The sequence below is a fragment of the Pseudomonas sp. TNT3 genome (genome assembly GCF_010095445.2).
Classification (GTDB): Bacteria; Pseudomonadota; Gammaproteobacteria; order Pseudomonadales; family Pseudomonadaceae; genus Aquipseudomonas.
In genome coordinates this window covers 132525-146672 of sequence record NZ_WFGV02000004.1, presented here as the reverse complement: position 1 = coordinate 146672, position 14148 = coordinate 132525, and the positions used below count along the sequence as shown (strand labels likewise).

At 60.4% G+C, this 14148-nt stretch carries 12 protein-coding genes; all 12 read left to right on the top strand.

Annotated features, from left to right (window positions below; genetic code table 11):
• Positions 1 to 2: 2 nt before the first annotated feature.
• The 12 genes from GBC55_RS04440 (at position 3) to GBC55_RS04385 (ending at position 14142) form a co-directional block, all read left to right on the top strand.
• Positions 3 to 1193: a pyridoxal phosphate-dependent aminotransferase gene (locus tag GBC55_RS04440; protein WP_162441120.1), complete on the top strand. Its 1191-nt coding sequence runs from the start codon at positions 3 to 5 to the stop codon at positions 1191 to 1193.
• Complete coding sequence (locus tag GBC55_RS04435; RefSeq protein ID WP_247266856.1) at positions 1186 to 2601, top strand: aldehyde dehydrogenase family protein; 1416 nt, start codon at positions 1186 to 1188, stop codon at positions 2599 to 2601. Before GBC55_RS04440 ends, GBC55_RS04435 begins: the two co-directional genes overlap by 8 nt.
• A 107-nt stretch (positions 2602 to 2708) precedes the next feature.
• The gene (locus GBC55_RS04430) at positions 2709 to 4322 is read left to right on the top strand and encodes an ABC transporter substrate-binding protein (RefSeq protein ID WP_162436950.1); all 1614 of its coding nucleotides are present in this window, start codon (positions 2709 to 2711) and stop codon (positions 4320 to 4322) included.
• Positions 4323 to 4563: 241 nt separating this feature from the next.
• Complete coding sequence (locus tag GBC55_RS04425; protein ID WP_162436949.1) at positions 4564 to 5523, top strand: ABC transporter permease; 960 nt, start codon at positions 4564 to 4566, stop codon at positions 5521 to 5523.
• A gap of 3 nt (positions 5524 to 5526) precedes the next feature.
• The gene (locus tag GBC55_RS04420) at positions 5527 to 6354 is read left to right on the top strand and encodes an ABC transporter permease (RefSeq protein ID WP_162436948.1); all 828 of its coding nucleotides are present in this window, start codon (positions 5527 to 5529) and stop codon (positions 6352 to 6354) included.
• Between the two features lie 2 nt (positions 6355 to 6356).
• On the top strand, positions 6357 to 8027 hold the full coding sequence (locus GBC55_RS04415) for an ABC transporter ATP-binding protein (RefSeq protein ID WP_162436947.1): 1671 nt from the start codon (positions 6357 to 6359) through the stop codon (positions 8025 to 8027).
• A 9-nt stretch (positions 8028 to 8036) separates the two neighbouring features.
• The gene (locus GBC55_RS04410) at positions 8037 to 8741 is read left to right on the top strand and encodes an NAD(P)H-dependent oxidoreductase (RefSeq protein WP_162436946.1); all 705 of its coding nucleotides are present in this window, start codon (positions 8037 to 8039) and stop codon (positions 8739 to 8741) included.
• Between the two features lie 214 nt (positions 8742 to 8955).
• On the top strand, positions 8956 to 9936 hold the full coding sequence (locus GBC55_RS04405) for a glycosyltransferase family 2 protein (RefSeq protein WP_162436954.1): 981 nt from the start codon (positions 8956 to 8958) through the stop codon (positions 9934 to 9936).
• Positions 9937 to 9938: 2 nt separating this feature from the next.
• Positions 9939 to 10649, top strand: coding sequence for a methyltransferase domain-containing protein (locus tag GBC55_RS04400; protein ID WP_162436945.1), 711 nt, complete (start codon positions 9939 to 9941; stop codon positions 10647 to 10649).
• The gene (locus tag GBC55_RS04395; RefSeq protein WP_162436944.1) at positions 10646 to 11032 is read left to right on the top strand and encodes a GtrA family protein; all 387 of its coding nucleotides are present in this window, start codon (positions 10646 to 10648) and stop codon (positions 11030 to 11032) included. Before GBC55_RS04400 ends, GBC55_RS04395 begins: the two co-directional genes overlap by 4 nt.
• Positions 11029 to 13143, top strand: a complete 2115-nt coding sequence (locus tag GBC55_RS04390) for a DUF6311 domain-containing protein (protein ID WP_162436943.1) — start codon at positions 11029 to 11031, stop codon at positions 13141 to 13143. The genes GBC55_RS04395 and GBC55_RS04390 overlap by 4 nt, the downstream gene beginning before the upstream one ends.
• 72 nt (positions 13144 to 13215) lie before the next feature.
• Complete coding sequence (locus tag GBC55_RS04385) at positions 13216 to 14142, top strand: LysR substrate-binding domain-containing protein (protein WP_162436942.1); 927 nt, start codon at positions 13216 to 13218, stop codon at positions 14140 to 14142.
• Positions 14143 to 14148 lie beyond the last annotated feature (6 nt).

Genomic DNA, 14148 nt, shown 5'->3' with positions numbered 1-14148 from the left:
CCATGCGCTTTTCCGATCTGACACAACGAATCTCCGGTGACGGTGCTGCCGCGTGGGACATTCATTACCGCGCCCTGGCGCTGCAGGAGCAGGGCGAAGACATCCTGCTGCTGTCGGTCGGCGATCCGGATTTCGACACCCCGGTGCCGATCGTTCAAGCCGCCATCGACAGCTTGTTGAACGGCAACACTCACTACGCCGATGTCCGTGGCAAACGTGCCCTGCGTGAAAGCATCGCCCGGCGTCATCAGCAGCGCAGCGGTCAGGCCGTTTCTGCCGATGAAGTCACGGTGTTGGCCGGTGCCCAATGTGCGCTGTTTTGCGTCGCCCAGTGCGTGCTCAACCCCGGGGATGAAGTGATCGTCGCCGAGCCGATGTACGTGACCTACGAAGCGGTGTTCGGGGCGTGCGGGGCGGTGGTGATTCCGGTGCCGGTGCGTCCGGAAAACGGCTTTCGGGTGTTGCCAGAAGACGTCGCGGCGCGCATCACTCCGCGCACTCGCGCCCTGGCGCTGAACAGCCCGCACAACCCGTCGGGTGCCAGCCTCCCGCGAAGCACGTGGCAGGCACTGGCCGAACTGTGCATCGCCCACGACCTGTGGCTGATTTCCGATGAGGTCTACAGCGAGTTGCTGTTCGAGGGTGAGCACGTCAGTCCGGCCAGTTTGCCGGGCATGGCTGAACGCACCGCGACGCTCAACAGCCTGTCGAAATCCCACGCCATGACCGGTTGGCGCGTGGGTTGGGTGGTCGCGCCGCCAGCGCTGTCCACGCACCTGGAAAACCTCGCGCTGTGCATGTTGTACGGCTCACCCGACTTCATCCAGGACGCCGCTATCGTGGCGCTGGACAGCCAGCTTCCAGAACTCGACGCCATGCGTGAAGCCTATCGCCAACGCCGCGACCTGGTCTGCGAGAGCCTCGCCGATTGCCCGGGCCTGCGTGCCTTGAAGCCCGATGGCGGGATGTTCGTGATGGTCGACATTCGTGATACCGGGCTCAGCGCCCAGGCCTTCGCCAATCGCCTGCTCGACCGGCACGGCGTCTCGGTGCTGGCCGGTGAAGCGTTCGGCCCGAGCGCGGCCGGGCATATTCGCTTGGGCCTGGTGGTGAACGCGCAAGCCTTGAGTGATGCCTGCCAGCGCATCGCCCGTTGTGCCAGTGAACTTATGGAGACGCCGATTTATGCATGACTACACAACGCTGTTTATCGATGGCCGCTGGCAGACACCGTCGGGGCAAGGTATCGCCGAGGTCATCAACCCGGCCACCGAAGCCGTCGCAGGGTCGGTGCCGCTGGGCGATGAGCGCGATGTCGACAACGCGGTGGCCGCCGCCCGTCGCGCCTTTGCTTCATGGTCGCGCACGCCTTCGAGCGTGCGTGCCGGCTACATTCGCGCCCTCGCCGAACAGTTGCGCGAGCGAGCTGACGAGATGGCCTCGGTGATCACCGCCGAGCTGGGGATGCCGGTGCAATGGTGCCGTTCGGTTCAGGTCGACGGGCCGATCGAAGGGCTTGAGCAATACATCGAACTCGCCGGCCTGATGGACGACGTTCGCGAGGTCGGCAACTCGTTGGTGATTCGCGAAGCGGTGGGCGTGTGCGCGTTCATCAACCCGTGGAATTACCCGCTGCACCAGTTGATCGGCAAACTCGCCCCGGCACTCGCCGCCGGTTGCACCATGGTGGTCAAACCCAGTCAGGAAACCCCGTTGCACGCGTTCTTGCTGGCGCAGATGATTGAAGCGATCGGCTTGCCGGCGGGCGTGTTCAACCTGGTCAGCGGGCCCGGTTCGAAGGTCGGTGAAGCCCTGGCCAAACACCCGGACGTGGACATGGTGTCGTTCACCGGCTCCACCGGCGCGGGCGTAAGGGTGGCGCAAGCCGCGGCACCTTCGGTCAAGCGCGTGTGCCTGGAACTGGGGGGCAAGTCGGCGCTGCTGATTGCCGAGGACGCCGACCTGGCGGCCGCCGTGCGCTACGGCGTGCAGGACGTGATGATCAACTCCGGGCAGACCTGCACCGCGTTGACCCGCATGTTGCTGCCGGCCAGTCGCTACGCCGAAGCCGTGGAACTGGCGATTGCCGAAACCCAAAGCCTGCGCATGGGTGATCCGCTGGACCCGCAAAGTTTCCTCGGACCGATGTGTTCGGCGGCCCAACGGCGCACGGTGCTCGACTACATCCAGACCGGTCTGCAGGAGGGCGCGCGATTGGTGTGCGGTGGCGAAGCGGCGCAGGAATTCGAGCGCGGTTTCTATGTCAGCCCGACAGTGTTTGCGGATGTCGACAACCGCATGCGCATCGCCCAGGAAGAAATCTTCGGCCCGGTGCTGTGCTTGATTCCCTACGACGACGAAGCTCAGGCAATCCAGATCGCCAACGATTCACCGTTCGGCCTGTCCAGCGGGGTCTGGGCCGGCAGTCATGAACGGGCCTTGAATCTGGGGCGGCAATTGCGCGCGGGGCAGTGCTTTCTCAATGGCGCGGCGTTCAATTATCAAGCGCCGTTCGGCGGCTACAAACAATCGGGCAATGGCCGTGAATGGGGGGAGGAGGGGCTCAACGAATTCGTCGAAGTGAAGGCGATTCAGGTGTGAGTCCTGATGAGGTAAACGATTGACGCACCGGGCCATGGCCCGGTGCTTTGCGTGGTTTCGAACCGATATTTCATTACTTTTGGCAGCGTTTGATCAGGGGCAATGCAATGAGCGATAACAACAACAAAATTACTCAAGCGAACCAGACTTTCAGTTTTCCTCGCAGAGCATTTCTTGTAGGGAGCTTGAGGTACAGCGCCACGGCAGCAGCGGTCGCCGGGGCGTTTTCCATGGGCTTGCCGATGGGTGCCTTCGCCGAGGAAGCAACGCCAAAACCAGGCGGCGTCTTGCGCCTTGGCCTGGCCGGTGGCAGCACCACCGACTCCCGGGACCCCGGCACCTGGGTCGATACCTTCACCTTCGTCGGCTTCTCCGCGATCTATAACACCCTCACCGAAATCGCCGTGGACGGCACGGCAATCCCCGAACTGGCCGAGAGCTGGACCTCGACACCGGACGCACGCATCTGGACCTTCAAGTTGCGTCCGGGCGTGACCTTCCACAACGGCAAAACCCTGACGGCCGAGGACGTCGTTGCCTCGATCCAGCATCACCTCGGTGAAAAATCCACGTCCGCCGCCAAGACCGTGTTGGGCGACGTCGCCAAGGTCAGCGCCCAAGGCGCCGACAGCGTGGTATTCGAACTGCATTCAGGCAACGCCGACTTCTCGTACGTGGTCGCCGATTACCATCTGGTGATCATGCCGAGCAAAGACGGTGTGCCGGATTGGCAGGCCGGTATCGGAACCGGTGGCTATCGCCTCAAGGACTTCGAACCGGGTGTTCGCATGGGCCTGGAGCGCAGCCCCGACTACTGGAAACCCGGCCGCGCGCATTTCGCCAGTGCCGAGCTGCTTGCGATTGCCGACGGCGCCGCACGCATCAATGCGCTGGTGACCGGGCAGGTCGATGTGATCAACAAGGTCGACTTGAAAACCGTGGCATTGCTCAAGCGCAATCCCAATCTGGTGATCGAAGAAACCAAAGGCGCCCAGCACTACACCTTCCCAATGTTGTGCGATGCCCAGCAGTTCAAGGACAACAATATTCGCATGGCCATGAAACACGCCGTCAACCGCGAAACGCTGCTGGCGTCGGTGTTGTATGGCTATGGCCTGGTAGGTAACGATCACCCGATCCAGCCCGGCAGCCGTTTCATCAACACGGCGCTGGAACAGCGGACTTACGACCCGGACAAGTCGCGTTTCTACTTGCGCCAGGCCGGTGTCGATTCTTTGAAAGTCCGCTTGCAAGCCTCCGACGCCGCCTACTCCGGCGCGGTGGATGCGTCGGTCCTGTTCAAGGAGCAGGCGCGCCAGGCGGGGATCGACATCGATGTGGTCCGCGAACCCGTCGATGGCTACTTCTCCAACGTCTGGATGAAACAGCCGTTCACCACCTCGTTCTGGTACAGCAGCCTGACGGCCGACCGCATGTTCAGCATCGGTTACGCCAAGGGTGCCGCCTGGAACGAAACGCACTGGGACAACCCGCGCTTCAACCAGTTGCTCAACGCTGCCCGGGGCGAATTGAACGACCCGCTGCGTCGCGAGATGTACAACGAAATGCAGTCGCTGTGCCGGGATGACGGCGGGGCGATCGTGCCGTTGTTCGCCAGTTCGGTGGCCGCGCGCTCCAACCGTGTCGCCCACGGCAGCCAGACCGCACCGTACGGCGAACTGGACGGCCTGCGCGTCATCGAGCGCTGGTGGCAGGCGTAAGGCTGTCGCTATTGCGGTCATTCCGAAGCTGCTACCGCATTTGGAATTGCCGCGATCTCTTGTAGCAGCTGGCGAAGCCTGCGTTCGGCTGCGAAGCAGTCGTGACATCAGGGCACGCGGTGTTTCAGGTCAATCGAGCAAGCAGGTTTTACGTCTGCTTCGCAGCCGGACGCAGGCTTCGCCAGCTGCTACAGGTTTGCGCAAGGCGTGATGCTTACTTGCTCCAACGAGGAACTGTGCAGTGAACAGTATTTTCAAGTTGCTATTACAACGTCTGGCACTCGGCCTGCTATCGCTGTTCGCGGTATCGGTCATCATTTTCCTGGCTGTCGGCATGCTCCCGGGTGACATCGCCCAGGCCATGCTTGGCCAGTCCGCCACGCCGGAAACCGTGGCGGCCTATCGCACTCAACTGGGGCTGGACCTCCCACCGCTGACCCGCTTCGGGCACTGGATCTGGAACGTAGTGCAAGGTGACCTCGGCGTCTCCCTGGCCAATCAACGGCCCATCGCCGATCTCGTCGCTTCGCGCCTGGGCAACACCTTCAGCCTGGCCCTGTTGGCCGCGCTGGTGTCAGTGCCGCTGGCCCTGTTGCTGGGCATGCTCGCAGCGCTCTATCGCAACAGCTGGTTCGATCGCATGCTCAACACCTCGGCCCTGAGCGCGGTGTCGTTTCCCGAGTTCTTTGTCGCCTACGTCCTGATCCTGGTGTTCGCGGTGAAGCTCAACTGGTTCCCGAGCATCTCCAACCTCGCGCCCGACGCCTCACTGGGCACGATACTGGAGCGCTCGGTATTGCCGGTCGCCACCCTGAGCCTGGTGGTGATTGCGCAGATGATGCGCATGACGCGCGCCTCGTTGATCAACCTGTTGGCCAGCCCCTACATCGAGATGGCGCGGCTCAAAGGCATTAGCCAGTCACGCATCATCTTCCGTCACGCTTTACCCAACGCCCTGGCGCCCATCGTCAACGTTGTAGCGCTGAACCTCGCGTACCTGGTGGTGGGCGTGGTGGTGGTCGAAGTGGTGTTCGTCTATCCGGGCCTCGGCCAATTACTGGTGGACTCGGTGGCCAAGCGCGACATCCCGGTGGTTCAGGCGTGCAGCCTGATTTTCGCCGCGACCTACATTCTGCTAAACACCTCCGCCGATGTGCTGTCCATCGCCAGCAACCCACGCCTGATGCATCCGAAGGGGTAGTACATGAGCCTGCTCAAACAGATATTCCGGGCGCCTGTGAGCGCCAAGTTCGGCCTGCTGGTCATCGTCCTGTACATCCTCGTCGCGCTGTTCGCCCCGGTACTGGCGCCCTATGGCGAAACCCAGGTGGTGGGCGAAGGTTTTGCGCCCTGGAGCAGCCAGTTCCTGCTGGGCACCGACAACCTCGGTCGCGACATGTTGAGCCGCCTGCTCTACGGTGCGCGCAACACCCTGGGCATCGCCTTCCTGACCACGACGCTGGCGTTCCTGCTCGGCGGCTTGAGCGGGTTGATCGCAGCGATCAAGGGCGGTTGGGTGGATCAGGGATTGTCGCGGGTGGTGGACATCCTGATGGCGATTCCTCAGTTGATCTTCGCCTTGCTGATCCTCAGCGTGGTCGGCACTACCGCCACGTCGCTGGTGCTGGTGATCGCCCTGCTGGACGCCACTCGGGTGTTCCGCCTGTCACGGGCGGTGGCGATGAACGTGGTGGTGCAGGACTTCGTCGAAGCCGCGCGTTTGCGGGGTGAAGGTCTGTGGTGGCTGGTGACGCGCGAAGTGTTGCCCAATGCCGCCGCCCCCTTGATTGCCGAATTCGGCCTGCGATTCTGCTTTGTGTTTTTGTTCATCAGTGCGCTGTCCTTTCTCGGCCTGGGTATTCAACCGCCGACCGCCGATTGGGGCAGCATGGTGCGCGACAACGCGGTGCTGATCACCTTCGGCGACATCAGTCCATTGCTGCCAGCCCTGGCGGTGGCGTTGATCACGGTCAGCGTGAACTTCGTCGTCGACTGGATGCTGCATAAATCCAGCGGCCTCAAGGAGTGCTGAACATGACCACGCTCAACAATGAAAAGCCGCTGCTGGAAATACGAGATCTGCACATCGAAGGTCATTACGAAGATGCGTGGCATCCGCTGATCAAAGGCATCGACCTGACCCTGCAACGAGGTGAAGTGCTGGGGCTGATCGGCGAGTCGGGTGCCGGCAAGTCGACCCTCGGTCTGGCCTCCATGGGCTACACCCGGGACGGTTGCAGGATCACCGGCGGCTCGGTGCATTTCGATGGCATCAACCTGCTGCAAGCCAAACCTGAAGCCCTGCGCAAATTGCGTGGCTTGCGCATCGCTTACGTGGCGCAAAGCGCGGCGGCGTCGTTCAACCCGGCCCATCGACTCATCGACCAGCACGTCGAAACGGCAGTCAAGAACGGCGGCATGAGCCGGGCACAGGCCATGGCGGAAGCGGTGGAGCTGTATCGGGTACTGCGTTTGCCCAACCCCGAACAGATCGGCCAGCGGTATCCGCACCAGGTCTCCGGCGGGCAGTTGCAGCGGGTGATGACGGCTATGGCGATGGCGTGCCATCCGGACCTGATCATCTTCGACGAGCCGACCACTGCCCTCGACGTCACCACGCAGATTGAAGTGCTGGCGGCCATTCGCGATGCCGTGGCGACCTTCGGCAGCGCGGCGATCTACATCAGCCACGACCTGGCGGTAGTAGCGCAAATGGCCGACCGCATCATGGTCCTGCGTCACGGCAAGCTGGTCGAAGAAGCCGAAACGCGCACCATGCTCGCCGATCCTCAAGAGGACTACACCAAATCGCTGTGGGCAGTGCGCAGTTTCCACACCGAACCCAAGCCATGCCCGCAGCAGGAAAAACCGCTGCTGGAATTGCGCAAGAGCTGCGCCAGTTACGGCCATCAACCGGTGCTGCACGATGTCTCGTTGAGCCTGTATCGCGGCCAGACCCTGGCGGTCATCGGCGAGTCCGGCAGCGGCAAGAGTTCCACCGCACGGCTGATCACCGGCCTGCTGGCGCCGACTTCAGGCCAGGTGCTGTACGACGGCGAAGTGCTGCCGGCGGACTTTCGTCAGCGCAGCAAAGAGCAACTGCGCCGCATCCAGATGATCTACCAGATCCCCGATACGGCGTTGAATCCGCGTCAGCGCATCGTCGACATCATCGGCCGACCATTGACGTTTTACCTGGGCCTCAAAGGCAAGGCGATGCGCGCGCGGGTGGCCGAGTTGCTGGAAATGATCGAACTCGATCCGGCGACCTTCATGGAGCGCCAACCCCGGGAGTTGTCCGGCGGGCAGAAGCAACGGGTGTGCATCGCCCGCGCATTGGCGGCCGATCCGCAGCTGATCATCTGCGACGAAGTGACATCGGCGCTGGATCAACTGGTGGCCGAAGGCGTGCTCAAACTGCTCAACCGTATTCAACAGCAATTGGGCGTCTCCTACTTGTTTATCACCCATGACGTCGCCACCGTGCGGGCGATCGCCGATGAGGTGCTGGTGATGCAGCGGGGCAGGGTGGTCGACCACGGTTCACGCAACGCGATTTTCACGCCGCCACACAAGGATTACACCGGGCTGCTGTTTTCTTCCGAACCGCAAATGGACCCCGACTGGCTTGACCGGTTACTGGCCTCGCGGGCGGAGCTCGCTAACCCCACACTCTCTTCCAACACCAAGCTTGAAAGCGTTTAAGGAACTGCCATGAAAGTACTGATCGTTCACGCTCATCCGGAGCCGAACTCCTTCACCGCCGCCCTGCGTGACCAGGCTGTCGCCACCCTCCAAGCCCAAGGGCATGAGGTCAAGGTCAGTGACCTGTACGCGATGAACTGGAACCCGGTAGCCAGCGCCGGGGACTTTTCCTCGCGGGAAAACCCGGACTACCTGGTCTATGCCTTGGAGCAACGTCTGGGCGTCAAGAGCCAGTCGTTGGCGACGGACATCCAGCAGGAACTCGACAAGCTGCTGTGGGCTGACCTGCTGATCCTCAACTTCCCGATTTTCTGGTTCTCGACCCCGGCGATTCTCAAGGGCTGGATCGATCGCGTGCTGGTGTCCGGCGTTTGCTACGGCGGCAAGCGCTTCTACGATCAGGGCGGCTTGAGCGGCAAGAAAGCGCTGGTGACCGTTACCTTGGGCGGACGCGAGCATATGTTCGGCGACGGCGCGATTCACGGTCCGCTGGAAGACATGCTGCGCCCGATCCTGCGCGGCACGCTGGCGTACGTCGGCTTCGACGTCCTGCAGCCGTTCGTGGCCTGGCACGTGCCGTACATCAGCGACGCTGCTCGCAAGGAGTTTTTGCAGGACTACGCACAGCGTCTGGAGCACTTGAGCGATGAGCAACCGCTGACATTCCCGCGTCTGTCGCAGTTCGATGAGGCGCTGTACCCGCTGCCTGTTTGAGTTGAGCACGCCCAGGCTGTCCAGTCCGCATGGACAGCCTGGGCGTTGATTCTGCCCGGTCAAGAGACGCTCTTCGGGTTACCGAACCCCCGGTAAATGGCCAATACCCCTGCTGTTTCGCCCTTGCGTCACACTTTGTGCTCCTGCTTAATACGGGTCGGCTCCTGAAGGTCGAGACCCCGTCGACGGCCTTCGATTGAATAACAATCACAAAATGGGCAATCACTTGACCTATCAGCATGGAACGCAACTGGGCGAGCATCTGGAGCTGTCGCTTGTCATCCCGGTTTTCAATGAAGCCGCCACCGTCGATTTGTTCATTGCGCGGATCACTGACGTCTTCAAGGCGGAGGCGCTGGTGAGCCTGGAAATGGTGTTCGTCAATGACGGCAGCACCGACACCACCCTGGAACTGCTCTTGCAGCGCCAGAGCACGGACCCACGCATACGCATCGTCGACCTGAGCCGTAACTTCGGCAAGGAAGCGGCGTTGACGGCCGGTCTGGAGGCCGTCACCGGCCAGGTCGTTGTGCCCATCGACGTCGACCTGCAGGATCCTCCCGAAGTCATTCTCGAGATGATCGCCCGTTGGCGCGAAGGTTACGAAGTCGTGCTGGGCCATCGTGTGAGCCGTCGCAACGACTCCTGGGCCAAGCAGACGTCGGCCAACTGGTTCTACCGACTGCACAATAAAATCTCCGATCAGCCGCTTCCGGAAAACGTCGGTGATTTCCGGCTGATGGACCGTTGTGTGGTCGAGGCCTTGCAGACGTTGCCCGAATCCCGACGCTTCATGAAAGGCCTGTTTGCCTGGGTCGGGTTTCGCACCACCCATGTCGACTACGAGCGACCGGAACGAGTGGCGGGTGAGAGCAAATTCAACGGATGGCGCTTGTGGAACTTCGCCCTGGAAGGCATCACCAGTTTCAGCACCGACCCGCTCAAGGTCTGGACCTACCTGGGGGTGTGCGTGTCGCTGGTGTCGTTCTCGTTTGCCATTTTCATTGTGCTTCGCACGTTGTTCACCGGCGTCGATGTACCGGGCTACGCCTCGCTGATGGTGGCCGTCACCTTTCTCGGCGGCTTGCAATTGATCGGTATAGGCGTGCTGGGTGAGTACTTGGGCAGAACCTACATTGAATCTAAACGCCGCCCTGTTTATCTGGTGCGCCGCGTCTATGACGCCAAGGACTGACCATGGATCTCAAGGAAACCGACATCCTCGGTTCAAGCATCGACCAGCACTGGTATTACTGTTCAAAAGCCCGAGCGACCCGCCAATGGTTGGGCAGCACGCCGGTCAGGAAAATTCTCGATGTGGGCGCCGGCTCCGGGTTTTTTACTCATCATTTGTTGACGCATACAGCGGCCATCGAAGCCTGGTGCGTGGACATCAGCTATGACACCGACTCAGACGCTATTACTGCCGGTAAACCGGTGCACTATCGCCGCTCGATTGACGCCGTCGATGCTGATCTGGTGCTGCTGATGGACGTTTTGGAGCACGTCGACGACGACGTCGGACTGCTCAAGGCCTATGTCGAGAAAGTCCCGTCGGGCAGTCGTTTTCTGATGACCGTGCCGGCGTTCCAGTTTCTGTGGAGCGGGCACGATGATTTTCTCGAACATAAACGCCGCTACACCCTGACCCAGTTCGAGACGGTGGCCAGGGATGCCGGGTTGACCGTGAAGCAGGGCGCGTACTACTTCGGGTTGGTGTTTCCGCTGGCGGCGACGCTACGGTTGCTGTCCAAAGGCGCGCAACCTTCGCCGCCTCGCTCTCAGCTCAGTCAGCACCATCCGCTGATCAATGGTGTGTTGAAGTCTCTGTGCTCGCTCGAACTGCCATTTATGAAGAGCAACCGTCTGGCGGGGTTGACGGTGTTCGTTCTGGCGCAAAAGCCGTGACAGCAGCCGAAAAATCCGCATTGATCCAGCGCGGTCTGCGCTTTGCCGTCACCGGATTGTTTGTGACCGCACTGCACGCACTGGTTGCCGTGCTGTTCATCAACTATGTGCTGGCACAGCCGCCGCTAGCCAACGGCGTGGCGTTTGCCGTGGCGACTGTGGTGTCGTACCTGATCAACACCTCCTGGAGCTTTTCCGCCCGACTGCATGGCCGTTCATTGCTGCGCTTCATGACAGTCTCTGGAGCAGGATTCCTGCTGGCGATGTCGGTGGCTTGGGCCGCGCAGATGGCCGGGTTCAATTATTTGCTGGGGATCGGTGCAGTGGCGCTGACCATTCCGGCATTCACTTTTGTCATGCACAACTTCTGGACGTATCGATGAAGGATTCCGCTAAACGCTTGGCGACCACCCTATTGCCACTGTTGATAGGGGTCTTGGCCTTCTTCATTGTGATTGGCCCCAGAGCTTTGAATCCTCAAAACATTGCCTGGCTTGGAAACGGCGATCCCGCTACTCATTACTTGGGATGGTTGTTTTTCAGTCAGTCGCCCTGGTCCTTTCCCATAGGCCTCAATCCGACCTATGGGCTGGAATTGGGGAATGGCATCATTTTTTCTGATTCCAATCCGTTGCTGGCTTTTCTGTTCAAACCCTTCGCGTCGCTGTTGCCGGAGCCATTCCATTATTTCGGCATCTGGTTCATGGCCTGTTTCGTCTTGCAGGCTTGGTTCGCATGGAAACTGGTGGGGTTGATTTCTCCGCACTCAGGCTTGCGCGCTGTCAGCACAGCGTTGTTTCTCTTTGCGCCTCCGATGATCATGCGCTTACCGTTCCATTTGTCCCTGGGCGGGCATTTTCTGGTGCTGGCGTCGCTCTATCTGGCACTGCATCCGCAGCTGCGTCATCGCCGTTTAGCCTGGGGGGCATTGCTGGCCTCGTGTGCCTTGATCCATGCGTACTTCCTGGCGATGGTCGCACTGATCTGGATTGCGGATCTGATAGCTGGATATCTCAAGAAAAAACTGACGTTACCAGCAGCAGTGACGGAGTTTTTCCTGCTGTTTGCGCTGGTCAGCATTTGCTGCTGGCAGGCAGGCTATTTTTCGGTTGGCAGCGAAGGGGCAATTTCCGAAGGTTTCGGAATGTATGCGTTGAACCTGCTTTCATTGATCGACCCAGGGCAGTGGTCGTATCTGCTGAAGGACCTGCCCGGTGTTCAAGGTTTCGGTGATGGAGAGGCGTTTGCTTTTCTGGGGCTCGGGATATTGACGCTGGGCATCTGTGCGCTGGTTGGTCTGCTGCAGGGTCATGCCGGTTTTCTTCAGCGATTGGGGCGGTGGCCAGTTTTGCTGCTGGCGTTGGCGGGGTTGAGCCTGTTCTCGATTTCCAATCACGTCGCCCTGGGGGCGCTGGACTTTACCTTTCCATTACCGCCGGAACTCATCGCTGTCGCCAATATTTTCCGAGCCTCGGGACGAATGTTCTGGCCGGTCTACTACGCGATTATCTTCGCCATTATTTTTCTGGTGATCAGAGCCAATACACCGCGTACGGCCTTCATCTTACTGTCACTGGCGTTGCTGATTCAGGTTCTGGACACCCATGCAGGTTGGGTAAACGTTCGCAAACAGCTGATGGTCAAGCCTGCTTCGACCTGGGTATCGCCAATGGTCGATCCCTTCTGGAAAAGTGCCGCGGACCATTACCAGAAAATTCGCTGGATTGTTCCGCAGAACCTCTCCCCACACTGGATGGCAGTGACGGCATTTGCCGGCGCCCATGGTCTGGCAACGAACGCTGTTTATCTGGGCCGGATGGATACTGCCAATTGGAAGAAAACCGAGCAGGAGACGGCTCGTGCAATGGCGACGGGAAAGTATGACGCTGACTCGCTGTACCTGCTCGATGATCGCGCGCTACTCCAGGCGGCGATAAACGTTGACACCTCAAAGGACCTCTTAACCAGGATTGACGGTTTCACAGTCCTGGCTCCGGGGTGGAAGCAATGCAATGCCTGCCTGAAAGAGACTCCTCAAATAAACCCGGTCGAGTTGCTTCCAATCCTTGAGCCTGAACAAAAAACGTCATTCGCGTGGGGCAGTGAAGGAAGAGTGTTTCTGTCCAGGGGCTGGTATGACTCCGAAACCTGGGGTGCCTGGTCCGAAGGAAGCGAATCTGAAGTGATGTTCCGGGTAACAAAGCCCGTGACGTCCTTGCGTCTGGAGACGACAGCATTCCTGCCTCCCGGGCATTCCAGTCAGCGTGTGGTCATCAGCGTGAATGGCATGCCGGCCTTGACGACCCAGCTTACGCAGTCCGATAACAACATTATCGATGTGCCCCTTCCACCCGAAGTACAAGAACGGGTGTCAAAACAGGGATTCTTGAAAATGAATCTGCAGTTTGCCGATGTGGCCAGCCCTGAACAGTTCGGATTGGGGGCGGATGCGCGCGAATTGGCGATCGGGCTGAAGACCTTGACGATCTATTGATGGTGGGTCCACGTAGACGCCCTTGGCGCGCCTTTCTACACTGCCGGAATGATCTGGGGACGGGGGCAATGGATGAATCGCAATGAGCTACGCAAGGCCGACATCAATCTGATGGTGGTGTTCGAGACATTGATGCTCGAGCGCAACGTCACCCGGGTCGCCGAGAAGCTGTTTCTCGGCCAGCCGACCATCAGTTCGGCACTCAACCGTCTGCGGGCAATGTTCAACGACCCGTTGTTCATCCGCGTCGGTCATCGCATGGAGCCCACGGCGCGTGCGGAAGAGTTGATCAAGTACCTCTCGCCAGCCCTGGATTCGCTGTCGATCGCCCTGAGCCTGACCCACGATTTCGACCCGGCCATCAGCACCATGACCTTCCGCATCGGCTTGTCCGATGATGTCGAGTTCGGCCTGTTGCCACCGCTGTTGCGAGCCTTGCGCCAGGAAGCACCGAAGGTGGTGTTCGTGGTTCAGCATGTCGATTACTGGCGCATTCCCGACTTGCTGGCGTCCGGCGACATCACCGTCGGTATCAGCCAGACCCGCGGCCTCCCGGCCAATGCCAAGCGCAAATTGTTGCGGCACATCCAGCCCAGCATATTGCGCGCCGATGCCTCCGACAAACCGCTGACCCTCGATGAATATTGCTCACGCCCTCATGTGCTGGTGTCCCACACCGCCAACGTCAGTGGCTACGCCGATGAATGGCTGGCAGAGATCGGGCGTACCCGCCAGGTTGTGCTGTCCGTGCCGCAATACAGCGCGCTGCCGGCCTTACTGGCCGGCACCGACCTGATCGCGAGTTTGCCGGACTACACCGCCGAAGCCATGGCGGCATCCGGACTCTTGTTCAAAGAGCCGTTCCCGTTCAAGACACCCACCCTGGACCTGTCGATGGTATGGCTCAGCCACGTCGACACCGACCCCGCCGAACGCTGGCTGCGCAAGCGCCTGGAAACCTTCATGAGCGATCGGGACCTGATACCTACCCCGCCTTGAGTCGGA

What these genes read in the sequence shown, in the direction of transcription:
- GBC55_RS04440 (WP_162441120.1), top strand. Translation starts at nt 3, where the DNA reads ATGCGCTTTTCCGATCTGACACAACGAATCTCCGGTGACGGTGCTGCC.
- GBC55_RS04435 (WP_247266856.1), top strand. Translation starts at nt 1,186, where the DNA reads ATGCATGACTACACAACGCTGTTTATCGATGGCCGCTGGCAGACACCG.
- GBC55_RS04430 (WP_162436950.1), top strand. Translation starts at nt 2,709, where the DNA reads ATGAGCGATAACAACAACAAAATTACTCAAGCGAACCAGACTTTCAGT.
- GBC55_RS04420 (WP_162436948.1), top strand. Translation starts at nt 5,527, where the DNA reads ATGAGCCTGCTCAAACAGATATTCCGGGCGCCTGTGAGCGCCAAGTTC.
- GBC55_RS04415 (WP_162436947.1), top strand. Translation starts at nt 6,357, where the DNA reads ATGACCACGCTCAACAATGAAAAGCCGCTGCTGGAAATACGAGATCTG.
- GBC55_RS04410 (WP_162436946.1), top strand. Translation starts at nt 8,037, where the DNA reads ATGAAAGTACTGATCGTTCACGCTCATCCGGAGCCGAACTCCTTCACC.
- GBC55_RS04405 (WP_162436954.1), top strand. Translation starts at nt 8,956, where the DNA reads ATGGGCAATCACTTGACCTATCAGCATGGAACGCAACTGGGCGAGCAT.
- GBC55_RS04400 (WP_162436945.1), top strand. Translation starts at nt 9,939, where the DNA reads ATGGATCTCAAGGAAACCGACATCCTCGGTTCAAGCATCGACCAGCAC.
- GBC55_RS04390 (WP_162436943.1), top strand. Translation starts at nt 11,029, where the DNA reads ATGAAGGATTCCGCTAAACGCTTGGCGACCACCCTATTGCCACTGTTG.
- GBC55_RS04385 (WP_162436942.1), top strand. Translation starts at nt 13,216, where the DNA reads ATGAATCGCAATGAGCTACGCAAGGCCGACATCAATCTGATGGTGGTG.